The sequence below is a fragment of the Kribbella ginsengisoli genome (genome assembly GCF_039537185.1).
GTDB classification, from domain to species: Bacteria; Actinomycetota; Actinomycetes; order Propionibacteriales; family Kribbellaceae; genus Kribbella; species Kribbella koreensis.
On sequence record NZ_BAABAA010000001.1, the window covers coordinates 1,489,827 to 1,512,881 of the forward strand.

General features: G+C 67.9%; 21 protein-coding genes. 12 read left to right on the plus strand and 9 right to left on the minus strand.

Going from position 1 to position 23,055, the window contains the following annotated elements; translation table 11 throughout:
- Positions 1-26 precede the first annotated feature (26 nt).
- Positions 27-470, plus strand: coding sequence for an Hsp20/alpha crystallin family protein (locus ABD768_RS06710; protein ID WP_343968657.1), 444 nt, complete (start codon positions 27-29; stop codon positions 468-470).
- Positions 471-1,117: 647 nt separating this feature from the next.
- Positions 1,118-1,618 (plus strand): Hsp20/alpha crystallin family protein, encoded by a 501-nt coding sequence (locus ABD768_RS06715; RefSeq protein ID WP_344838423.1) that lies wholly within the window; start codon positions 1,118-1,120, stop codon positions 1,616-1,618.
- A gap of 53 nt (positions 1,619-1,671) precedes the next feature.
- Here the strand turns inward: ABD768_RS06715 and ABD768_RS06720 are convergent, their stop codons facing one another.
- A complete protein-coding gene (locus ABD768_RS06720) occupies positions 1,672-1,902 on the minus strand; it encodes a hypothetical protein (RefSeq protein WP_344838426.1) in 231 nt (76 codons plus the stop codon).
- Positions 1,903-2,373: 471 nt separating this feature from the next.
- Between ABD768_RS06720 and ABD768_RS06725 the strand changes: the two genes are divergently transcribed.
- The gene (locus tag ABD768_RS06725; RefSeq protein WP_344838429.1) at positions 2,374-3,255 is read left to right on the plus strand and encodes a DMT family transporter; all 882 of its coding nucleotides are present in this window, start codon (positions 2,374-2,376) and stop codon (positions 3,253-3,255) included.
- Between the two features lie 13 nt (positions 3,256-3,268).
- Positions 3,269-4,528, plus strand: coding sequence for a glycoside hydrolase family 15 protein (locus tag ABD768_RS06730; protein WP_344838432.1), 1,260 nt, complete (start codon positions 3,269-3,271; stop codon positions 4,526-4,528).
- Here ABD768_RS06730 and ABD768_RS06735 read toward each other — a convergent pair.
- Positions 4,525-5,598 carry a glycoside hydrolase family 172 protein gene (locus ABD768_RS06735; RefSeq protein WP_344838435.1) on the minus strand — a complete coding sequence of 358 codons (1,074 nt, stop codon included), beginning with the start codon at positions 5,596-5,598 and terminating at the stop codon, positions 4,525-4,527. The two genes, ABD768_RS06730 and ABD768_RS06735, sit on opposite strands and share 4 nt — an antisense overlap.
- Before the next feature lie 150 nt (positions 5,599-5,748).
- On the opposite strand from ABD768_RS06735, the gene ABD768_RS06740 reads away from it, so the two are divergent.
- On the plus strand, positions 5,749-6,255 hold the full coding sequence (locus tag ABD768_RS06740; protein WP_343968667.1) for a SigE family RNA polymerase sigma factor: 507 nt from the start codon (positions 5,749-5,751) through the stop codon (positions 6,253-6,255).
- Positions 6,245-7,462 carry a hypothetical protein gene (locus ABD768_RS06745; RefSeq protein WP_344838439.1) on the plus strand — a complete coding sequence of 406 codons (1,218 nt, stop codon included), beginning with the start codon at positions 6,245-6,247 and terminating at the stop codon, positions 7,460-7,462. Before ABD768_RS06740 ends, ABD768_RS06745 begins: the two co-directional genes overlap by 11 nt.
- Positions 7,463-7,519: 57 nt before the next feature.
- Here ABD768_RS06745 and ABD768_RS06750 read toward each other — a convergent pair whose 3' ends face one another.
- A complete protein-coding gene (locus ABD768_RS06750; RefSeq protein ID WP_344838442.1) occupies positions 7,520-8,110 on the minus strand; it encodes a hypothetical protein in 591 nt (196 codons plus the stop codon).
- A 139-nt stretch (positions 8,111-8,249) separates the two neighbouring features.
- Between ABD768_RS06750 and ABD768_RS06755 the strand changes: the two genes are divergently transcribed.
- The 3 genes from ABD768_RS06755 (at position 8,250) to ABD768_RS06765 (ending at position 14,940) form a co-directional block, all read left to right on the plus strand.
- Positions 8,250-11,369 (plus strand): amidohydrolase family protein, encoded by a 3,120-nt coding sequence (locus ABD768_RS06755; RefSeq protein ID WP_344838445.1) that lies wholly within the window; start codon positions 8,250-8,252, stop codon positions 11,367-11,369.
- Between the two features lie 15 nt (positions 11,370-11,384).
- A complete protein-coding gene (locus tag ABD768_RS06760) occupies positions 11,385-12,233 on the plus strand; it encodes a GNAT family N-acetyltransferase (RefSeq protein ID WP_344838448.1) in 849 nt (282 codons plus the stop codon).
- Between the two features lie 106 nt (positions 12,234-12,339).
- Complete coding sequence (locus tag ABD768_RS06765; RefSeq protein WP_344838451.1) at positions 12,340-14,940, plus strand: NPCBM/NEW2 domain-containing protein; 2,601 nt, start codon at positions 12,340-12,342, stop codon at positions 14,938-14,940.
- Here ABD768_RS06765 and ABD768_RS06770 read toward each other — a convergent pair.
- Positions 14,937-15,890 (minus strand): helix-turn-helix transcriptional regulator, encoded by a 954-nt coding sequence (locus ABD768_RS06770; RefSeq protein ID WP_344838454.1) that lies wholly within the window; start codon positions 15,888-15,890, stop codon positions 14,937-14,939. The two genes, ABD768_RS06765 and ABD768_RS06770, sit on opposite strands and share 4 nt — an antisense overlap.
- A 58-nt stretch (positions 15,891-15,948) precedes the next feature.
- Between ABD768_RS06770 and ABD768_RS06775 the strand changes: the two genes are divergently transcribed.
- Entirely contained in the window at positions 15,949-16,530 is a 582-nt protein-coding gene (locus tag ABD768_RS06775; RefSeq protein WP_344838457.1) for a mycothiol transferase, read from the plus strand.
- Positions 16,527-17,141 carry a GNAT family N-acetyltransferase gene (locus ABD768_RS06780; protein ID WP_343968682.1) on the plus strand — a complete coding sequence of 205 codons (615 nt, stop codon included), beginning with the start codon at positions 16,527-16,529 and terminating at the stop codon, positions 17,139-17,141. The genes ABD768_RS06775 and ABD768_RS06780 overlap by 4 nt, the downstream gene beginning before the upstream one ends.
- Here the strand turns inward: ABD768_RS06780 and ABD768_RS06785 are convergent.
- The 4 genes from ABD768_RS06785 to ABD768_RS06800 form a co-directional block, all read right to left on the minus strand.
- Complete coding sequence (locus ABD768_RS06785) at positions 17,138-18,115, minus strand: ribose-phosphate diphosphokinase (RefSeq protein ID WP_343968684.1); 978 nt, start codon at positions 18,113-18,115, stop codon at positions 17,138-17,140. The two genes, ABD768_RS06780 and ABD768_RS06785, sit on opposite strands and share 4 nt — an antisense overlap.
- A gap of 37 nt (positions 18,116-18,152) precedes the next feature.
- On the minus strand, positions 18,153-18,716 hold the full coding sequence (locus tag ABD768_RS06790) for an NADPH-dependent FMN reductase (RefSeq protein WP_344838462.1): 564 nt from the start codon (positions 18,714-18,716) through the stop codon (positions 18,153-18,155).
- A 101-nt stretch (positions 18,717-18,817) separates the two neighbouring features.
- Positions 18,818-19,840: a threonine aldolase family protein gene (locus ABD768_RS06795; protein ID WP_344838465.1), complete on the minus strand. Its 1,023-nt coding sequence runs from the start codon at positions 19,838-19,840 to the stop codon at positions 18,818-18,820.
- Positions 19,841-19,904: 64 nt separating this feature from the next.
- Entirely contained in the window at positions 19,905-21,278 is a 1,374-nt protein-coding gene (locus ABD768_RS06800) for a class II 3-deoxy-7-phosphoheptulonate synthase (RefSeq protein ID WP_343968690.1), read from the minus strand.
- Positions 21,279-21,503: 225 nt separating this feature from the next.
- Here ABD768_RS06800 and ABD768_RS06805 point away from each other — a divergent pair, with 225 nt between their 5' ends.
- A complete protein-coding gene (locus ABD768_RS06805) occupies positions 21,504-22,661 on the plus strand; it encodes a type IV toxin-antitoxin system AbiEi family antitoxin domain-containing protein (RefSeq protein WP_344838467.1) in 1,158 nt (385 codons plus the stop codon).
- Here the strand turns inward: ABD768_RS06805 and ABD768_RS06810 are convergent.
- Complete coding sequence (locus ABD768_RS06810) at positions 22,658-23,050, minus strand: DUF2237 family protein (protein ID WP_343968694.1); 393 nt, start codon at positions 23,048-23,050, stop codon at positions 22,658-22,660. The two genes, ABD768_RS06805 and ABD768_RS06810, sit on opposite strands and share 4 nt — an antisense overlap.
- Positions 23,051-23,055 lie beyond the last annotated feature (5 nt).

Below are 23,055 nucleotides of genomic sequence, written 5' to 3' on the forward strand. Positions count from 1 at the left end.
TCGAGGACTGAGGAGGTGCAGGGACGATGTTGATCCGTACCGATCCGTTCCGGGAGTTCGACCGGCTTGCCCAGCAGTTCTTCGGGAGCCAGGGGCCGGGCACGTGGTCACATCCGACGGCGATGCCGATGGATGCCTACCGCGAGGGCGATCAGTACGTGGTGGCGTTCGATCTGCCGGGGATCTCGCCGGAGGCGATCGATCTGGACGTGGAGCGCAACGTGCTCACGGTGAAAGCCGAACGCCGGCCGCTCGAGCTCGGCGAGGACGTGGAGATGCAGGTCGCCGAGCGTCCGCTCGGGGTGTTCTCCCGCCAGTTGTTCCTGGGCGACACCCTCGACGCCGACCGGATCGAGGCCGGTTACGAGGCCGGCGTGCTGACGCTGAAGATCCCGATCGCCGAGCAGGCGAAGGCACGCAAGATCGCGATCGCCAACAACGACGGCGACCGCAAGCAGATCGACGCCTGACCCGTCGGCGTGCGCCGTGGCGCGCCGAAACCGTCGGGACTCGACAAGAACAAGGTCAGGGACACGTTGTCGATGGGGTGAGATCGATGACCGCAATCCAGCAGCAAAGACTCGACGAGGCCGAGGTGTTCGTCGACCTCGTGCTCAGCAACGACGACTGGGTACGCACCGAGTTCGACGAACTGATCGCCGACTGCTGGGAATCGCCGTGCGAACCACCCCTGGACAAGGGTTGTCCACCCGCCGGCGGATGGTCGGCAGGGCCACCGTCCAGGTGGCCCCGCCAACCAAGGAAACCGGTGCGCTCGACCGCGCCCACTAGCCGGCCGCGCGGACGGGGACGCGGCCCTCCGGGGCCGGGTCGTGCCCACTCCTTGAGTAGTCCGGCCGAGGCGGTCCAGTGAGGACGCCCCGGTGACAGTCCCGTGAGGAGGTGAGCAGATCCCGGACAAATGAAGCCTTGACCCGGTGATGCGGCCGCCCGCAGTCATATCCTCGACCCGCAGCGACGAGACCTTTTGTCCGCCGCCTGTCCTTCCTAGGACGACACACGCTGGCGCGGGCCGCCGCATCACCCCGGTCGATCACCCCGATTCACGACCACAGTCCTGACTTCGCAGTGGATTCCCCCGGCACAGGTGAGCGCGATGAATCACAATGTGGCCCAGCGACCGGCCTCGACGAAGACCGTGCGATGGCTGCCGACCGACCCGTTCGCCCACTTCGAAGACATCCACCGCCGGATGAACCAGCTGATGCAGCAACTCACCACGAACCCTGCACCAACGGACTGGAAACCCGCGGTCGACATCGAAGAGACCGACGACGAGTACTTCATCGAGGTCGACCTGCCCGGCGCCTGCACCGACGACGTGGTGCTGGAACGCAACGACCACTCCCTCACCGTGCACGGCCAGATCCCTGCCCGCAATCACACCGGCGTACTGCGCCAGCGCACCCGCCACACCGGGCCACTGCACCACACCATCCGCCTTCCCGGACCCGTGCTGGGCGACAAGATCACCGCGAGGCTGACCCATGGTCTCCTCGCCATCCACGCCCCGAAGGCCGACCCCGGCCCCGCTCACCGCGTCCTCATCGTCGACCCCGACGCCGATCTCGACACTTCCAGCGGAGGGCAGCCATGACCACAGCACGGGAACCCGACCCATACCTGGTCCTCGGCGTTACCGTCGAGGCCTCAGACCACGACCTCGACCACGCCTTCCGCGGCCTCGTCCGCCGGCTCCATCCCGACACCCGCACACCACCGGCACCAAACACCCGCGCTGACAGTGACCTCGACGCCGACCTTGCCGTCGACGCCGATGCCGACCGGCGGTTGCAGGAGCTCCTCACCGCCTACGCCACCCTGCGCAACCCCATCAGCCGCGCCGCGTACGACCGCACCCGAACCAGGCCGGCCCCCCACCGTGCGGCTGCATCGGCCACGACACCGATGACGACACCGCCAACCCGAGTCCACGCCGTGCAGCAGCCCTCCACACCTCCTACCGCGATCAGGGTCGGGCCGGCGCTCCGGGTCGGGCCGGTGCGCTGGGAGCCCTCCGCAAGCCAGGGCCCGCGAAGTGGCTGAGCCTTACCAAGTCACCCCCTCTAGCCGCGCCGTCGAGTGTCCGCCGGTCCGCCGTCAGGACGGGAGCTTGCGGGTATCGATGAGGTGCGCTTCGCGCACGTCCAGGGTCTGGTAGGTCAGGGTGAGCTGGCCGACCTCAGGTGGTTGATGACCTTCTCGGTCACGCTGAGCCCGGCCACAGCATGGTCTTCCCAGAAGGTGGCGAACTCCGGTAACCCAGCACGCAGCCGGGCGACAGAGGCAGCGTGGGGAGTAGCAGAGCCAGTCGATTCCTTGGGTTTGTCAGGTGTCTGAGAGGCTTTGGTCGTGAATCGGTCGCGGATTGCTGTGTTGGCCTTGCTTGCGGTGGCGGCGGCTTGGGGGTCGACCTTCTTTTTGACCAAGGATCTGCTGACGCGGATGGATGTGGCTGATTACCTGGCGTTGCGGTTCTTGATCGCGGCGGTGGCGTTGATTGCCATTCATCCGCCGGCGATCTCGAAGCTGAGTCGGCTGGATCGGGGGCGGGGTGTTGCCCTGGGCATCATGTATGGGGTTGCGCAGCTGGTGCAGACCGAGGGGTTGCGGCATACGTCGGCGAGTGTGTCGGGATTTGTGACCGGGATGTACGTGGTGTTCACGCCGTTGCTGGCGGCGGTAATTCTGCGGCACAAGATCGGGAAGTGGGCTTGGGTCGCGGTTGTGCTGGCGACGGTGGGGCTCGGGGTGCTGTCGCTGCGTGGGTTCAGCATGGGGACCGGGGAGTTGCTGACGCTTGCGTCGGCTGGGTTGTACGCGTTGCACATCATTGGGCTTGGGGCCTGGTCGACACCGAGCAACGCGTTCGGATTGTCGGCGTTGCAGATGGTTACGATCACTGCGGTTTGTGGTATTGGGGCCATTCCGGGCGGGTTCTCGCTGCCCAGTGGGACGGGTGACTGGATCGCGGTCATTTACATGGCGTTGATCGCTGGGGCGGTCGCGTTGATTGTGCAGACGTGGGCACAGGCCCACCTGACGCCGACCCGGGCGGCGATCGCGATGACAATGGAGCCGGTGTTCGCTTCGGCCTTCGCCGTACTCTTCGGAACGGAGAGTGTGACCGGGCGGATGCTGATCGGTGGCGCGCTGGTCATGTCGGCGATGTATCTGGTCGAGCTGGCGCCGCGGCGGAAGTTCGAGGCCGAGGTTCAGCACTTGGGGCAGTAGGAGGGAGGGTGAGATGCGCGACAACAGTGCGCCAAGGGTGCGCTGGTTTCCGTACGCCGTGATCGCGCTCCTCCTCGCCGTCCTCGCGACCGGTACGGCGGTCAATCTCGACCGCAATCCCCAACCGCAACTGGTTGCCGAAGGCATCACCGGCCGCGCCGGCCCGACCGCGCTGGAGTCCCCCACCAACGAGGCTGACCTGGCCAGGCCGGAGCTGATCCGCGATGCGCTGATCGATCTCGACGCTCTCACGCTGCCCGATGGCGCGACGCTGGCCGGGTGGAACGGGCCCTGGCGGTTCGTGTGGCCGCGGGACGCGTCGTTCGTCGCCGCCGCGCGCTGCTCGATCGGACAGTACGCCGAAGCCGACAAGGTGCTCGGATTCCTCGACAAGATCAGGCCGGACAAGGGCCGCTGGGCAGCAAGGTACTCCGCTCCGGAAGGCACCGAACCCCAAGACGGTCGCGAACCCCAACTCGACGGCTCGGGCTGGATTCTCTGGGCAACCTGGTTCTGTGGAGAGACCCAAACCGCAAAGTCAGGCGCAGAAAGCACCACAACCCTGAGCAAGTACTGGCCGATGGTGAAGGAGTCAGGCGATCAGATCGTCGCCGAGATCCAAGCCACAGGCCTGCCCGACCCCTCCCCGGACTACTGGGAGCGCCCTGAGGATCAGGTGACCCTCGGCACCATCGCCCCACTCATCACCGGACTCCGCTCCGGTCTGGCGATCGCCAGAACCCTCAACCACAGCGACGAAGTAGCGCACTGGCAAACAGCGCTCGGGCGACTGACCAAGGCGACCGACAAGCAGTTCGGCCCGACCTACCCCCGCACCCCCGCCAAGGCCGTCAGCTTCGTCGAGCCAGGCATCCAACCGGTAGCTCTGCAAGGCGGCGCCGACGCGATCGTCACGGTTCTCGGCCCACCCTTCGCCCCCGCCCGCGACGTGACCACGAAGGCGATCGAGCACGCCCGGAACGTACTCACCCAGCCCAACGGCGGCGTCACCCCGGGCGAGGAGTGGCGTACCGACGGAGTCTCGTGGACGCCGCAGACCGCCCTGTTCGCACTGAGCGCGGCCGCCCGCGGCGACCGCAGTACAGCAAGAGAACTCCTTGACTGGCTCGACACCCACCGCACACCGACGGGCTCGCTGCCGGAGAAAGTCAACCGCGACCTCAAGCCCGCCGGCGAAGCCCCCCTCGCCTGGACCACCGCCCTGGTAGTCCTCACGGCCTCCGCGCTGGATCACCCACTACCGATCCCCTAAAGAATCTCCATCACATCGGCAGTAGGTGCGGCAGGCCGCGCAGTCGACGTCGCGGTGGAGTAGAAGAACGCAGTCGACGCAATGTCGTCCTGCAGCGGCAGGTACCGCCCGCCCGACCGCCATCCCAGCGCCTGTACGTCGACCCGCAGCCGCGTCCGGAACCGCACAGGGTCCGGCAAATGGAACCGGTACATCCCGAACCGCTGCTGACTCTGATACTGCCCATCCGGCCGCAAAACCTGAGGCAACCCCAGATACGGCGTACTGAACTCCGTGTATCCACCCCGATCCGCGCCCAGATCGAAGTTCCACGCACCCCCGAAGTAGTCCTCGGTCCCCGTCCCGCAGATCGTCGGGAACTCCTCGTCGTCGTCGACGTAGAACTTGACCTCCCCCTCACCCCACCAGCCACTGCTGTTCACACCCCACGCCAGATACGTCCCCACGTAATGGCCAGGTCCCTCCACGCCATCCAAAAGCACGTGAACGGCCTTGGAGGCCAGCGGATTGCTCCGCCGCCACTGCGTGTGCAGGTACGCCGATCCCTCGGCCACCGCACCCAGCCAGTAGTCCACCTGGAAGTAGACGACCACGGACGTGTCGGCCGTGTTCTCCAGCGTCAGCAAAGCCTGCGACCGGAACGGCATCTCCCAGTAGCAGTTGAAGCCGCCATTGGGGTTCACCGCGACCGGCAGCGAGTTGACCTGCGCGAACCGCCCCCACCCCGAGCAGAAGAAGTCCCCCACCGGCGCCTCGATCGCCGGCGCCTCGTCGCCGTCCCAATGCCCGCGCAACACCAGCCGACGCCAGTTGTCGCTATGGGTGGTGAGCCAGATGTGCGTGATGCACCCCGGCCCGGCGATGTCCGCGAGCGTCACCGTCTCCCCCGCCGCGATCTCGATCGACGGCGACACCTTCCAGCCGACCCCGAGATCGCGCGCCGCATGAGCCCCGGTTCCCTCGGTACGCCGACCGCCCTGGCCGGGCTCGCCAGTGGGGTTCTCCGCGCTGATGGAGCGGGTCTGGACGTCGACGACCGCGCTGATCCCGGACAGGTTCGGAAGAGTCATGCGCCCGAGCCTAGGGTCCGGGATCGCCCGTCGACAGACTTGGAAATCGATTTCTCACACTCTGGTCAAAAGAGTGGGACAGCAGATCCGACCCGGGCGCAGTCTTTAGTGGTGCAGGCCGGCATCAGCCGGCCCGGACGAGGAGACGGTGTGACGTTCGACGAATGGGCCCGGGTGGGGCTGCCCAAGTTGCTCAGGTTCGCGACCGTCCTGTGCGGATCCGGCGATCTCGCCGGCGACGTGGTGCAGGACGTCGCGATCAAGGCGCACCGGCATTGGGACCGGGTCGCCGCGGCCGACGTACCCGATGCCTATCTGCGCCGGATGGTGGTCAACGAGTACCTGTCCTGGCGCCGCAAGTGGTCCCGGATCGTTCCCCGGCCCGAGATCTTCGCGACCGAGACGGTCGCCGACCACGCGGTCCAGCAAGCCGACCGGGACGAGCTGATCACCGAGCTCGCGAAGCTGCCCCGCCGGCAGCGCGCAGTCCTGGTACTGCGGTACTTCGACGGCATGTCCGACGCGGAGATCGCCGAGACCCTCGGCTGCTCGGCCAGCAACGTCCGCGCCCACGCTTCCCGCGCGCTGGCCGCCCTGCGGATCGAACTGGCCGCCCCCAAGTCGTTTCAGAACACTGGAGTAACCCATGCGCACTGAGGAAGACCTCCGCAACGCCTTCGACCACCTGGCCGGCACGGCCCCCGCCGCCGACGAGATCCTCGCCCGCCTCACACCCGACGCCAAGCCGGTACGCCGGACCCGCACGCCGCTCGTCCTGGCCACGGCCCTCGCGACTGCAGCCGCAGCCGTCGGCGGGCCACTGCTGATCTCCCACCTGAGGGAATCCGGGCAAGCGGCCCAGCCGACCACGGGCACCGCCTGGACGCCTTGGCTCGACGTCCCGACGCTCAAGGGGATGCGGATCAATCCCCGCGTCAGCACCGCGAACCGGCAGACCTGGGAGCTCGACAAGGTCATGGGGCCCTGGTCGGCGACCTGTCTGGTCACCGCGCATCGCAACGGGGACTTCGATCCGAAGACCATTCCGGCCGGCAGTCCGGACGTGGACATCAACGGGGCGAGCGCGCGGGTTATCACCTCGACCAAGAACCACCCGCTGGTTCCTGAGCCTGACAGCGGCTTCATGCGCGGATTCATGACCTACCCGGTGAAGACCATCGTCTGGCAGCCGGCTCCCGGTCTCTGGGTGCTGGTGAGCTGCCAGACCCAACTCGAGGGTGGCACTCCCCAGGTCCCCAAGCTCGACACCCCGTGGAAGGTCGACCTGCCGAAGGCGACGGAGCTGGCGCGGGCGATCTCTGTCGGTGGACAGCTCGTCTCGCCGTACAAGATCGGTTATCTGCCGAGCGGGATCAAGCCGAACCGGGTGACCTATCAGAGTCCGATCGGTGAGGTCGCGGGTACCGGGCACAACTTCATCACCTTGCTGTCCGATGGTGATCCGGCGACCGGCTATCAGCCGAAGCCGAAGGATCCGGTCTACAAGCGCTCGCCCTGGGAACCCATGCCGGGTGACGATCTGAAGATCACCTACAACACCAGCAAGTTCTGGGACACGGTGTCGAGGATCCGGACGCTGCCTGATCTGAAGATCAACGGCATGGACGGCTGGTACGTCGGTGACGGCATCGCGGGCGACAGCGGGTCGGCGGGCGGGGCCGAGGACGCGAAGACGGCGGTCCACCTCGAGGGCCACCGTGTGCAGGTCACCGTCCAGAGCCTCGGCGGCATGGTCAGCCAAGCCGACCTGGTCAAGGTCGCCCAAGGCCTCCAGCTCGCCGCCAGCAGCACGGACCAGGCCACCTGGTTCGACATCGCGACGGCGATCCCCGCCCCGAGATGAGCGCGCCACGTGGGCGCACGGCACGGGCCTGCGGCGTGAGCGCGGCAGCGTAGGTGATCAGCAGGCGCGGACCTTGGCGGTGAGGCCGTGTTCGAAGGACAGGCAGGACCAGGGGCGGCCCTGGTCCTGCTTGGCGCGGATGATGAGGGGGTAGGCGTCGGCGCCGCGGACGGTGGGGCTGCGATCGGTTTTGAGGGTGCCGATCGCGCCGCCTCGGGCCTCGGCGGCGGCTTTGACGTCGGCGATGGTGACGGTGCTCGCGGACTGCTTCTCAGCGGCGGCCTTCGCGTCGTCCGCCACTGCGAGGGCGAATTTGATCTCCGGCGGCTGGGACCAGGTGGTCGAGGTCGCCGGGAAGACCACGCCGAACATCACCAGACCGACCAGGCCGATGATCAGGCGGGCCTTGCGGGCGTTGTCCGCCGCCAGGATCGCCGCGCAGGCGAGCGCGACCAGCAGCGTGACCCCGCGGATGATCCAGTGCCGGTCGAGCCGGCTGTCGACCGCGAGGGCGGCGACCAGCGCAATCACCACACAGGCAACCGCGGCAATCGCAGCCCGTGCGTTGGGCGACACCGCCCGAACCCCAGACGGCACAACCCCAGCCTCCGGCGGTACGGCGTCGGTGTCGGGCAGCTCGGAACTCATGGCGCTGACGATAGAGGGGTGCCGTTCGTCGCAGCGAATCGGCCGTTCGCCGAGTGGCGCGCCGGGTGAGGGCAAACGATCGGGGTGACGGTGGCAGGTTCGAAGGAGTCCCCACCGCCCCGAGGGATTGGACGCCGTCATGAGTTCTGAGGACCCTGGATTCTGGAGTGTTTCGCGTCGCCGGGCGCTGCAGCTGACCGGTGGAGTGGCCGTCGCAGGCACCCTGCCGATCGGCTCGGCCGACGCCACACCGGCCGCCGAGTCTCGCAGTACCGGTGGGTCGGCCAGTCTGAGCCAAGGCACCAACTTCATGGTGTCGGTATCGCCGGACGGGCGATGGCTGGCGTTCGACCTGGTCACCGCGATCTGGGTGACGCCCGCCCAAGGCGGTCAGTCGCGACGGCTGACCGATGACCTCCAGGACGCGACCCGGCCGCGCTGGGCGCCCGATGGAGAGAGCATCGTCTTCCAGTCCTATCGGGACGGGAACTTCCATCTGTGGACTATCCGGCCCGACGGGTCCGGGCTCCGGCAGCTGACGACCGGACGCTTCGATCATCGCGAGCCGATGATCGCGCCCGACGGCAAGTCCGTACTGTTCTCGTCGGACCGCGGTGGCAACGGGAGCTACGGAATCCATCGCCTCACCCTCGCCACCGGTGCGATCGTCGCGCTGACCGACGACCCCAGCGAAGAGGCCGAACCGGTCTACTCACCCGACGGAACCAAGATCGCCTTCACCGTCGACGCGTCCGCCATCATCGAGCTCGACCTGACCACCGGACAACGCCGTACTGCGGTCGCAGCGCGCACCGGCAGCAGCCTCTACGGCCCGTCGTACTCCCCCACCGGCCAACTCGCCTACGTACGCCTCACCGGCCCGGTCAGCGAACTCATGATCGGCGACCAACCGGCGACGAGCGGCAAGGACGTCTTCGCCCTGCCACCCTCCTGGGACGCCACCGGCGAGCTCTTCTACTCAGCCGACGGCCTGGTACGAAAGCTCAAGGCGGACACCGTCGTCGCCTTCACGGCCGCCGTGCCGGTCACAGCGAAGCGACCGCGACCGAAGTCGCCCGACCTCGAGTCGACCAAGCGCCACCGCGTCCTGGGCATCGCCGGCCCGACCGTCTCCCCCGACGGCCGCTGGCTCGCCTTCCGAGCCCTGAACGCCCTCTGGCTCGCCGGGACCAGCGGCCGCGGCCAACCACGCAAGCTCGTTGCCGACGGCTACTTCAATTCGGACCCGGACTTCTCGAAAGACGGCAAGACGCTGCTCTACGCCAGCGACCGCGACGGCACGGCCGACCTCTGGTCACACGATCTGGCCACCGGCGCCGACACCAAGCTTTCGTCGCTGCCCGGCGCCCAGACCGCGCCGCGCTACTCCCCCGACGGCAAACAGATCGCCTACCAGGACCAGGACGGCATCGCCTGGGTCCTCGACCTCGGGTCCGGCCAAGTCCGCCAACTCACGCCAACACTCTTCCAACCCGGCCGGGTCAGCTGGTCCGCCGACGGCAGCACGATCGTGCTCGGCGCGGTCAAACCGTTCTCGAAGCGCTTCCGCGAAGGCACCAGCCAGCTCCTGTACGTCGACGTCGCGACCACCGCCCTCGAGTACGTCGAACCGATGCCGTTCCGCTCGCTCGCCACCCGGGGCGACGACGGCCCAGCCTTCTCGCCCAACGGCAAGTGGCTCGCCTTCGTCGTCGAGAGCCTCCTGTACGTCGCACCGGTCGACCGTCGCGGCCGCTTCACCGGCAACCCACGAGCGATCACTGACGAGGCGACCGATTCGCCTGTCTGGCAAGACGATCGGACGCTGCTCTACCTGCACAACGGGCAACTACGCCGTACGGACCTGCGGGGCTCGCGGCCGCAGACCGTCAAGCTCGACCTGCAGTGGCAGCGCGCGCAGGTCAACCAGCACGTGACGATCCACGCCGGCGCGCTCTGGGACGGGCGGGCGAAGGACCTGCGACAGGACGTCGATGTCGTTGTGGACGGGTCGAGGATCGCAGCGGTCCGGCCGCATCACGGCAAGGCGGACATCGACGCGAGTGGGCTGACCGTCATGCCCGGGCTGATCGATGCGCATGTGCACTGGCATCTGCGTGGGCGCGCTTGGGGGTCGCGGCAGGGGAACGTCTGGCTGGCCTACGGGGTGACGACGACGCGGTCGCCGGGCGATCCGGCGTACCAGATGCAGGAGACTCGGGAAGCGCTCTCGCACGGGTCGCTGACCGGGCCGCGGTACTTCGCGACGGGTGAGGCCATCGACGGGTCGCGGGTGTACTACAACTTCATGCGGCCGACGCTGTCGTTGCGGCAGCTGGGCCTGGAGCTCGATCGGGTCGAGGGCCTCGCGTACGACCTGGTGAAGACGTATGTGCGGTTGCCGGTCGAGTACCAGCGGCGGGTGATCGCCGCGGTTCATCGGCTCGGGCTGCAGTTGTCGTCGCATTATCTGTACCCGGCTGAGCATCTTGGGATGGACGGGATGGAGCACACGGGCGCGACGAATCGGCTCGGCTACTCGCATACCGTGAGCCGGCTCGGGCGGGCGTACGGCGATGTCGTGACGCTGTTCACCAGGGCCGGGTTGTCGGTGACGCCGACGTTGTTCAACTCGACGATGGCGCATGTGGATGATCCGTCGCTGGTGAACGATGTGCGGACGACGACGCTGTATCCGGCGTGGGAGTACGCCGCGCTGCAGGCCAAGGTGCAGGCGGCTGCTGGGCCGGCCGGGGTGACGACGCGAGCGTTGCTGGCGGGGAACGTGGACATGGTGTTGCGGATTCATCGGGGTGGTGGGCTGGTGATCTCCGGTACGGATTCGCCGTTGGACAATCCCGCGATCTCGCTGCATGCCAACCTGCGCTCGATGGTCGCGGGTGGCTTCACGCCGTACGAGGCGCTGACGACGGCGACGCGGAATCCGGCGAAGTGGCTGGCGCTGGAGGACAAGCTCGGGGTTGTGCGGGCGGGCGCGCAGGCCGATCTGTCGTTCGTGCGGGGGAATCCGCTGGCGGACATCACGCAGGCGGCCGCGGTTCAGCAGGTGATGGTGGGTGGTCGCTTGCACACCGTGGACCAGTTGCTCGCGCCGTTCACGGGTCAGCAGGTGGCGCCGGCGCTGGTTGCCGCAGGCAACACTCCGCAGCCGCTGACCGCGTCGCAGGCGCACGCGCATGACCCGGAGTACTGGTGGCATGAGCCGGAGTGGTTACACAGACTTTGCTGCGAAGGGTGAAATAGGCTCGGGTGCATGAGCGACCTGGGGATCTCGGCGGCCAGTGCGGCGGAGCTTGTGATGATGCGGCAGTGGGCTGCTGACGAGGGATGGGATCCGGGGGTCTCGGACATGTTGGCGTTCGGTGCCGCGGATCCTGCGGGGTTCCTGGTCGGGCGGGTGGACGGCTCGCCGATCGTTTGTTGCTCTGGGGTTCGGTACGGGCGGGACTACGGGTTCCTCGGGTTCTACATCGCGCGACCGGAGGTGCGGGGGCAGGGCTATGGGATCGCCCTCTGGCAGGCGGTGATGGCGCATCTGGCTGAGCGCACAGTCGGTCTCGATGGAGTAGTCGACCAGCAAGACAACTACCGGAAATCCGGCTTCAAACACGCCCTCAACCACGTGCGCTACTCGGGTGTGCCAACCGTTGGGACTGGTTCAGTGCCGGCCGGGGTTGAGTTGGTGGATGGGCGGTCGCTGCCGTTTCGGCAGGTGGCTGATTACGATCGGCGGTTCTTTCCGGCGGAGCGGGAGGCGTTTCTTTCGGTCTGGGTGGGGTTGCCTGGGCACCGGTCGGTGGCTGCGGTCAAGGACGATGAGCTCGTCGGCTTCGGGGTGCTGCGGCCTACCGACAGCGGCGCGCGGATCGGCCCGCTCTATGCAGCGTCGGAGGGCATCGCAGAGGCCGTCGTGGGCAGGCTCGCGACCTCGGGCGAGGAGATCGCGCTCGACGTACCGGATGTGAACGCGGCAGCGATCAGGGTGGCCACCCGCCTCGGGCTGAGCCCGACCTTCGAGTGTGCGCGGATGTATGCCGGTGGTCCGCCGCCGGTCGTCGATCAGGCGGGGATCTTCGCGACGACGACGCTCGAGCTCGGATAGGCGGGAATCCGACATTTCCGCACGGCATCTTGCAGTAATCAACATTAGCTCCTAGCGTGATCGCGACTTGGTGTACCCGCCCGTTCACCGATCGTGAGGATGCTCAATGTTCAAGTTGTTGTTGCCACTTGTGCTGATGGTTCCTGGGGTGCCGGCGCAGGCCGCTGACCAGAGTTGGGTGCTGCCCGGTGTGGGCGGCGTCGGCGCGACCGTGCAGTCGACCGGGGGCAAGCTCCGCCTCGACGTCAGCTCGAAGGGCGCCACGGTGGTCAGCGTCGCGGACCTCGGCGTACTGACCGCTGCCGGTGACCTGTCCAAGAACCTGGCGCTGACCTCGAAGACCCATCAGACGCTGCGTTCGTCGTACCGGATGACGACCGGGAAGCAGCGGGACCGGACCGTGTTCCAGCAGGAGAGCCGGCTGACCTTCGGCAACTCGAGCGGGTCGTTCGCGTTGGTCGTCCGGGTGTCCGACGACGGCGTCGCCTTCCGGTATGAGCTGCCCGGCCCGGTCACCGTCCAACGCGAGACCGGGGGCTACGAGTTCGCCGCCGACGCGACCAACTGGCTGCAGCCGTACAGCCCGCAACACGAGAACGAGCACGCCCAAGCGACCGCCGCCACCGCACCGACCGGCCAGTTCGGCCACCCCGCACTGTTCCGCACCGGAGCCAACTACGCACTACTGGCCGAATCAGGACTCGACGGCCGGTACTCCGGCGGGCGCCTCACCCACACCCAAGGCTCCATCCGGTACGACGTCCAGCTGGCCGACCCACAAGTCGCAGCATCGGGGCCCTTGGCAACCACCTGGCGAACGATGATCGTCGGCGACCTCCCCGCCGTCACCGCCTCGACCCTCGTCGACGACCTCGCCGACCCGGCCCGCTTCACCGACACCAGCTGGATCAAACCCGGCCTCTCATCCTGGTCCTGGCTCGCCGAGAACGACAGTCCACGCAACTTCGAACGCCAGAAGGTCTACGTCGACGCGGCCGCGAAGAACAGCTTCAAGTACATCCTCGTCGACGAAGGCTGGAGCGCGGCCTGGCTGCCTGAGCTGACCCGGTACGCCCGTGCCCGCGGTGTCGACGTACTCGTCTGGTTCCACTGGACCAACCTGCAGACGCAGGCCCAGCGCGACGACTGGTTCCCGAAGCTGGTTGCCTGGGGCATCAAAGGCGTGAAGGTCGACTTCATGGAGTCCGACACCCAGGCCCGCTACCAGTGGTACGACGCGATCCTCGCCGACACCGCGAAGTACAAGCTGATGATCAACTTCCACGGCTCGACGGTCCCACACGGACTGGCCCGGACCTGGCCGCACCTGATGACGATGGAGGGCGTCCGCGGCGAGGAGAACGGGCTGAACGCGTCGCGCAACACGATCCTGCCGTTCACCCGGAACGTGATCGGCTCGATGGACTACACCCCGACCCGGTTCGCGACAGCGGCCAACCCGAAGCCGCAGACCACCAATGCGCATGAGCTCGCCCTCCCGGTCGTCTACGAATCGGCCTGGACACATGTCGTCAGCTCGCCGGAGGAGTTGGCGTCGCAGCCCGAGGGTGCGCGATTCTTCGGTCAGCTGCCGACGACGTGGGATGACACGCGACTGGTCGCGGGAGCGCCTGGTAGTCAGGTGGTGATGGCTCGACGGAGTGGGACGAGGTGGTTCGCCGGTGGGATCACGGCGGGTGGGGCGAGCACTTTCGCAGTACCGCTGACGTTTCTCGGCGGGACACAGCAGTGGCTCGTCGAGGTGATCACTGACAACGGCGCTCAGCTTGCCAGGTCCTCGTCCGTGCGCAAGGCAGCCGACCAGCTGTCGATTGCTGTTGGCAACCATGGCGGCTTTGCCTTGCAGGCTTGTCCGTACTCCGCTGGGCTGGCGACTTGCGATCAGGCGCGCCCGGCCGTTCCGACGACGAAGGTCACGGTGACTGCTTCGGCCGGCGAGGTGGCGACGGGTGAGACAGTGAGCGTGCAAGGGGTGTTCGCCGTTCAGGCCAATGGGCCGGTGCGCGATCTGACGCTGGCTCCGGAGGTACCGGCCGGATGGACGCTGGTTGCGGGTGCGCCGGTGGTGCGGAACCGGTTGAACAACGGGGAGAGCGAGACGGCGAGCTGGTCGCTGCGGCTCGACTCGGGTGGCGCTCGGGGTGATCTCGAGCTGGTGGTCACCGGTGACTACACGACGGCAGACGGGCGGGCGATCCACTCGGCCGGGGCGGCGCCGGTCTTCGCGGCGCCTCCTGCCCCGCGGGGTTCGACGTACGTGAGTGATCAACCGTGGATGAACGAGACCAACGGGTACGGCCGGCCACAGCAGCGGGATCGCAGCCACGGCGGGGACTTGCCGCCAGCGACCTTGTCGATCGCGGGCAAGACGTTTGCCAAGGGCATCGGTTCGCACGCGGCGAGCTCGCTGACCACTTGGCTCGGTGCTGCTTGCACGCGGTTCGTGGCCGACGTCGGGATCGATGACGACGTCGAGTCGGCCGAAGGTTCGGTCACTTTCGTGGTGGTCGGCGATGGCAGGACGCTGGCCAGTACTCCGGTCATCCGCTCCGGTGATACCGCCACTCATCTGGATCTCGACGTCAGCGGGATCAAGCGGCTGACGTTGTCGACCACGGACGGCGGCGACGGGAAGAACAGCGATCATGCCGATTGGGGAACGGCGTCGCTCGCTTGTGCTTCTTAGCCTTCGGAGGCTTTGAGGATGCGCTGGCCGAGGGTGTGGAGTGCCTCGCGGAGCTCGGGTGGCTCGATCACCGAGAAGGTCGCTTCGAGCGACGCGAGGCGGTAGGCGTACCAGTCGGGCTCGTCGGTACTTCCGATCAGCCGGGTGTGGGTCTCGTCGATCGGCTCGAGCCGGCCGAGTTTGCGGGCGAGCACGATATCGGCGAGCGGCGCGTCGATCACCACCTCGATGGCGTAGCGCCAGCCCTGGGCGAAGTGGTCCTCGATGGCGGCGATCGGATCGAGGACCTCCGGTGGGTCGAAGGTCTCGTCCAACAGCTCCGTCGTGGTGACGCGGTCGACGCGGAGTACTCGCTGGGCGTCCTTGGTGTGCGACCAGCAGAGCAGGTACCACAGGCCTTGGCGGACGGAGACGGCCCAGGGATCGACGTCCATCGTGATCGGGTCGCGGTCTCCCCTGGTGTAGCCGATGCGCAGCCGGCGGGCCGCAGTACAGGCTTGGACCAGGGCTGCGGTCGTCTCGGGGTTGGGGTAGGTGCCTTCGGCTGCTTGGCGTGGGGTGATGATGCGGCGCATCGACTCAGCGGGCTCTGCGACCGGCTTGGGTAGTACGCGGATGATCTTGTTGAGGGCGCTGCCGGCCGGGTCTTCCGGGTCCGAGGCTCGGTGATGGCCTTCTAGCGCGGCCATCATCAGCCCGAGTGCTTCGGCGGTGGAGAACATCAACGGTGGGAGGCGGAAGCCGCGGCCGACGCGATACCCGCCGTACCGGCCTGGGGTGGACTCGATCGGGATGCCGGCTTCGCGGAGGATCCCGACGTACCGGCGGGCGGCGCGGTCCGTGACGCCGAGCCGCTGGCCGAGGCGCTCACCGCTGATTCCGGGGTTGTCCTGGATCAGCTCCAGCGCCATCAGCGCCTTCGCCGTCGGGCTCAGTTCGTCCACGATCACCAGTCAACCTCCAATCCCGGAAGCAGAACGTCCGCATTGGATATTAACGTCCAGACCCATGACTGCGCATTTTCTGACCCCACCCCACCACCCCGGTCAGGCATACGACCTGCCGCACGAGGCGCCGATCGCGGGGACCGAACTCGAGACGATGCTCGGCTCGCTGGAGCGGCAACGCGCGATCTTCGCCTGGAAGTGCGGCGGCCTGGACTCCGCCGGCCTGCAGAAGTCCCATCCGCCGTCGACGATGACGCTCGGCGGGTTGATGAAGCATTTGGCGCTGTGCGAGGACGAGTACTTCTCCCACCGGCTGCTTGGCACCGAACTGGGCGCGCCGTGGGATGCGGTCGACTGGGACGCCGACTCCGAGTGGGAGTGGCACTCGGCTACTGACGACACGGCCGAGGAGATCTACGAGCTCTGGAACGCGGCAGCCGACCGCTCACGAGCAGCCGTCGCCTCGGTCCTGCCGGACGGTGGGCTGGACCACTTGGCGCAGTACAAGAACTCTCGTGGCGAGACGCCGACGCTGCGGCGGCTCCTGATCGACCTGATCGAGGAGTACGCCCGCCATGCCGGCCACGCGGACCTGATCCGCGAGGCGGTGGACGGGCTGACCGGTGAAGAGCCACCGCGATGACGCTCGACTCCGTTGCGGACCAGTTGACCTTCCGGCTGGCCAACGAGGCGTCGTGGGAGGACCTGCAGCTCGTCTTGGGCGACAGCGATGCCGGGCAGTGTCATTGCCAGCGGTTCAAGACACGCGGGTGGATGTGGGCGGTGACCACCGAGCCCGAGCGGGCCGGGCTGATGCGGGAGCAGACCAACTGCGACAACCCGGGAGCCAAGCAGACGAGTGGGCTGGTGGCCTATCTGGATGACGAGCCGGTCGGGTGGTGTGCGGTTGAGCCGCGGACGGCGTACCCGCGGCTGTTCGGGCGTACGCCGGTGCCGTGGAAGGGTCGCGACGAGGACAAGGAGGACGACTCGGTCTGGGTCATCACCTGCTTCGTCACGCGGTCCGGGTACCGGCGGCGCGGGGTCAGCTACGGGATGGCTCGCGCGACGATCGACTACGCCCGCTCGCGTGGGGCCCGGGCGCTCGAGGGGTATCCGATGATGCCGGCGGCCGGAAAGGACGTGCCGTGGGGTGAGCTGCACGTCGGGCACTACAGCGTCTTCGAGGAGGCCGGCTTCAAGGAAGTCAGCCATCCGACGTTGCGGCGGTTTGTGATGCGGGTCGATTTCTAGAAGGGCAGCTTGGGTTGCGGCGGAGCGTGGGTCGGGTCGACGCCGTCGAAGAGGCTGCTGACCGACTCGCCGTCGTGGATCCGCTTGATCGCCTCGGCGAACAGGCCGGACACCGAGCTGACCTGCAGCTCGGGGAAGCCGTCCGGGCGCGGCACGGTGTCGGTGCTGATCACCTCGGTGATCGACGGGTGCGACCGCAACCGCTCGACCGCCTTGCCGGCGAACAGTCCGTGCGTGGTGGCGACGGCGGCCTGCGTACAGCCGAGGTCCTTCAACCGGTCCAGCAGCTCGATGATCGAGCCGCCGGTGGCGATCTCGTCGTCCAGGACGATCGCCTTCTTGCCGGCCACGTCGCCGACGATCGCGTCGATCACCACCCGGTCGTCCGAGAGCCGCTGCTTGCTGCCCGCGGCGACCGGCAGGCCGAGCAGCCGGGCGAACTGGGTCGCCGTCTTCGCATTGCCCAGGTCGGGGCTGACGACAACCGTGTTCGTGAGGTCGGTACCGCGGAAGTGCTCGGCCAGTACGCCGATCGCGGTCAGGTGGTCGACCGGCACCGAGAAGAACCCGTGCACCTGAGGTGCGTGCAGCGTCATCGTCAGCACCCGGTCGACACCGGCCGCGACGAGCAGGTCGGCGACCAGACGGGCGCCGATCGAGATCCGGGAGGCGTCCTTCTTGTCCGAGCGCGCATAGGCGTAGTGCGGCATCACGGCGGTGATCTGAGCCGCCGAGGCGCCCCTGGCCGCGTCGATCATGAGGAGCAGCTCCATCAGGTGCTCCTGGGTCGGCGGAACCAGCGGCTGAACGATGTAGACATCGCGCTGGCGGCAGTTCACCTGCAACTGAACCTGTAGGCAGTCGTTGCTGAACCGGTGGATCTCCACCGGCGACAGGTCCACACCGAGATCGGTGCAGATCTGCTGAGCAAGGCTGGAATGGGCACTGCCACTGAACACGACGATCTCTCGCACGGCTCTCCCCGAACGCTGTGACCCGACGGCTTGAAGCCTATCTCGCGGGGTTTTCCATCTTCGCCTTGAGGGCGTCCAGCAGCCCCTGCACCAGCTTGATCGTGTCGTCGTCGATCAGGTTGGCGCCCTCGTCGAAGCGCTCGTGGGCACGGAACGCCATCACCTCGGGCTTCACGACCACGTCCGAGTGGGTCCAGACGAACACCTGCCGGAGCGCCAGCTGGGCCCGGACGGTACCGAAGTTGGTCGGCGCGGCGCCCATGATCGCGATCGGCTTGTGCAGCAGGACCGAGGTCGCCGACGGGCGCGAGGCCCAGTCGATCGCGTTCTTCAGTCCGCCGGGGATCGAGTAGTTGTACTCCGGGGTCGCGATCAGCAGCCCGTCGTGGGCCGCGATCTCCTCGCGGAGCCGGCGCGCCTGGGCCGGCAGGTTCTCGGGGGTGTCGAGGTCGCCGTCGTACCAGGGCAGGTCGGCCAAGCCCTCGTAGATCGAGATGTCCACACCGTCGGGCGCGAACTTCTGCGCGGCCCGCAGCAACGCGGTGTTGAGGGAGCCGGCGCGGAGACTGCCGGAGATACCGAGAACCTTGAAGTCAGTCACGAAACAATTTAAACATAAACTATCTGCTCGCAATTCCCTGCCCACGGTGAGTGAGGTCACTTCACCGCTTCAGCTGAGGTCGCCGCCGTGGTCCGGTGGGCTCAGCTGAGGATGCGGGCCAGGATCTCTGCCGCGGTCCGGCAGTCCTCGGCTGAGGCGTCGAGGTGGGTGACGACCCGTAGCTGGGTGGCGCCGACGCCGCCAACTCGTAGGCCGGCTGCCTCGGCGGCTGCCACAACCTCGGCGACGGAGTGGTCGGTACCGGCGAGGTCGGCGACGACGATGTTGGTGTCGACCTGGTCGGGTTTGACCGAGCCGGGGGCAGCGTCGGCGAGGAGTTCGGCGATCTGGCGGGCGTTGGCGTGGTCTTCGGCCAGGCGCTCGACGTTGTGGTTGATCGCGTAGAGGCCGGCGGCGGCCAGTACGCCAGCTTGGCGCCAGCCCGCGCCCAGGCGTTTGCGCCAGACTCGTGCTTCCTTGATGAGCTCGGTCGAGCCGACCAGGACGGAGCCGACGGGGGCGCCGAGGCCCTTCGAGAGGCAGACGCTGGCGGCGGCCGCTCGGGAGGCGTAGGCCTTCAGCGAGACGCCTGAGGCGACCGATGCGTTCCAGAGGCGAGCGCCGTCGAGGTGGAGGGGCATGCCGATCGAGTCGAGCTCGTCGGCCAGGGCGTCGTACGAGCGCTGGATGGCGCCGCCACCGAAGTTGTGGGTGTTCTCGACCGAGACGGCTGCGGTCTGGACGAAGTACGGGCCGAGGTCGGGGGCGATCAGGGTGCGGATCTGCTCGAGGTCGATCTGGCCGGCTGGGGCGCTCCAGGTGCGGGTGGTGACGCCACTGATCGCCGCGTGGGCGCCGAGCTCGGCGCGGGCGATGTGGGCGCTCGCCTCGCAGAGCACCTCGGAGCCGGGTGGGACGAGCGCCCGGACGCCGAGGATGTTGGCCAGCGACCCGGTCACGGTGAAGAGCCCGGCCTCATGCCCGAGCAGCGCGGCGACCGTCTCCTCGAGTTCGGTGACCGTGGGATCCTCGCCGTACACGTCGTCGCCGAGAGGAGCGCTGGTCATCGCGGCCAGCATCCCCGCGGACGGCTTGGTCACCGTGTCGGAGCGAAGGTCGATCATGCCGCCTCCGCTCCCGTCGCCGTCCCGGCCATCGAGGCGGGCGCCGGCGTTGCGTAGTACCGGATCATGCGCGGGCGCCGCGGAGGCGTTCGGCGACGAGGAAGGCCAGTTCGAGGGACTGGTGGCGGTTGAGGCGGGGGTCGCAGGCGGTCTCGTAGCGGTTGACGAGATCTTCGGCGACCAGTTCCTCGCCGCCGCCGAGGCACTCGGTGACGTCGTCGCCGGTGAGCTCGATGTGCATGCCGCCCGGCCAGGTGCCGACCTGCTCGTGCGCGTCGAAGAAGCCCTGGACCTCGTCGATCACGTCGTCGAAGTTGCGGGTCTTGTAGCCGTTCGGCGTCTCGTAGGTGTTGCCGTGCATCGGGTCGCACACCCACGCGACCGGCGAGCCGTGGTCGCGGACCGCCTCCAGCAGCGGCGGCAGCCCGGCGCGGATCTTGCCCGCGCCCATCCGGGTGATGAAGGTCAGCCGGCCCTCGATCCCCTTCGGGTTCAGCTTGTCGATCAGGGCCCGGATGTACTCCGGGGTCGTGGTCGGGCCGATCTTCACGCCGAGCGGGTTGCTCAGCGTCGACAGGAACTCGATGTGCGCGCCGTCCAGCTGACGGGTCCGCTCCCCCACCCAGAGCAGGTGGCCGGACACGTCGTACGGCAGCTCGGTGCGCGAGTCGATCCGGGTCAGGGCGTGTTCGTACTCGAGGATGAGCGCCTCGTGGGAGGCGTAGAAGTCGACCGTCTTGAACTCGTCGGCGGTCGCCCCGCAGGCGCGCATGAAGGCGAGCGCCCGCTCGATCTCACCGGCCAGCTGCTCGTAGCGCTGCCCGACGGGCGAGGACTTCACGAAGTCGGTGTTCCAGGCGTGCACCTGGTGCAGGTCGGCGTACCCACCGGTGGTGAACGCGCGGGTCAGGTTCAGCGTCGCGGCGGCCGCGTTGTAGACGCCTCGCAGCCGCTGCGGGTCTGGGATCCGCGACTCCGGCGTGAAGTCCAGCCCGTTCACGGCGTCACCCCGGTACGACGGCAGCGTCACGCCGTTGCGCGTCTCGTCGCCGGAGCTGCGGGGCTTCGCGTACTGCCCGGCGATCCGCCCGACCTTCACGACCGGCACGCTCGCGGCGTACTGGAGCACGACGGACATCTGCAGCAGCACCCGGAGCTTGGCCCGGATGTTCTCGGCGGTCACCCCGTCGAACGTCTCCGCGCAGTCGCCACCCTGCAGCAGGAACGCCTCACCGCGCGCCACCGCACCGATCTTGGTGGTCAGGTCGTCGCACTCACCGGCGAACACCAGCGGCGGCAACGTCCTGAGCTGCCCGATGACGTGTTCCAGCGCCTCTTGATCCGGCCACTCCGGCTGCTGCAACGGCTTCAAGGCCCGCAGCTCGTCCAGAGTAGGAACCCCAGGCACTTCCCCCGCACTCAACGTCGCAAATTGCATGTCCCCAGCCTATTCCAGCCGTCTCACCCTCTGCCCAGCCGTCTCACCCCGTCCACCCCGCCCCCGCCAGTCGCGCCCGCCGCCCGCCCCACTTGGGGAGGGAAATACCCCGCTCCGGGGGCAAGATCCACCCCGGCGCCGGCCAAAATCCTCCCCGGGCTGGGGTGTCCACAGGGCCAGGAGAGGAGGGCGCCGCGGGTGGTGGGTCGAGGGCATCTTGTCTGTGTGGAGAACGATCAGCAGGGGCGAGTGGGGGCGGCGTTGAGGGGTGGGGGTGATGAGTCGGTTCGGTTGTTCGTGGAGTTGCGGCAGCGGCAGAAGGGGGCCTTCAGTCGGACGCAAGCGTTGGAGCACGGGATCACCGACAAGGTGCTCCAGCGCAGGTGCCGGGTGCGGCAACTGCAGCGGGTGCATCACGGCGTGTACGTCGACTTCACCGGTCCGTTGCCGTGGGAAACCAGGATGTGGGCTGCCTGGCTCGCCTGCGGACCGGAGGCTGCCCTGACCGGCAAGACCGCGCTCCGGTACTACGGGCTGGAAGGCGACTGGGATGACAACGACCCGATCCACCTGGCCGTACCCCACGCGCGTCGCCTCGATCGCCGGGGAAAGATCCGGGTGACCCGCTGGCGCGAACTCGATGCCCGGTTGCATCCAACCCGCAAGCCACCGACCGTACGGCTGGAGGTCGCCCTGTTGACGACCGCGAGCCGGGAACGAGAGACCGCACGACAGGCAGCAATGCTCCTGGACGCCTGTCGCCAGCGCCGGACCACTCCACAACGGCTGCTGGCCGAGCTGGAATCGCTCGGGCAGCTGGCCGGTCGAGACGTCATCCGGCAGATCCTGCTCGACACTGTGGACGGTGTGCAGTCGTTCCTCGAACAGTGCTACCTGCGCCGGGTCGAGCGCGCTCACGGCCTGCCCGCTGCCGACCGCCAGGTAAGAGCCGTCACAGCTGCCGACTCCACCACGGTCGACCACTCCGGCACGGCCGAGTCCACGACCACTCCCCCGGCGAGGCCGTCGAAACGAGTCGTCTATCGCGACGTCGAGTATTCGCCGTACGGCGTGATCGTCGAACTCGACGGCCGGCTCGGCCACTCCGACGCGCTGTCCCGCTGGCGTGACATGAGCCGGGACAACGCCGCTGCGACGAGCGGGAAGCTCACGTTGCGGTTCGGGTACCAGCTCGTCAGCCACCCCTGCGAGACCGCAGCCCAGGTGGTGACCGCCCTGCGCCACCGCGGTTGGACCGGTGCCCCTCGCCTCTGCTCCCCCACCTGTGCGCTTGGGGAGGATCCTGTCCGGATCCGGGGAGGCAAATACCCCCATTCGGGGGCAACATCCTCCCCACCGGAGGCGAGAAACCTCCCCGGCTAGCTGAGCGAGCTGAGGTCCGGTGGGACGTCGACCGCGTGCTCCCGCAGGACGCTCAGCGGGATCGTCTCGAGCGCTCGGTGGTGGCTGGAGGCGAGGACGATCGGCGCTGCCGCACCCGCGTGGTACGCCTGAAGCCAGCGGACCGCGACGACACACCACCGGTCCCCCGGGCGCAGGCCGGTGAAGCCGAACTCCGGCCGGGGCGTGGACAGATCGTTGCCGATCGACGCCTGATGAGTCAGAAACTCCGTCGTCATCACCGCGCACACGGTATGACTCCCGAGATCCTCAGGGCCGGTGCTGCAGCAGCCGTCGCGATAGAAGCCGGTGACCGGATCGGTACCGCACTCCTGGAGCGCCTCGCCCAGGACGTTGAGTTCGTTCTCCATCGGAG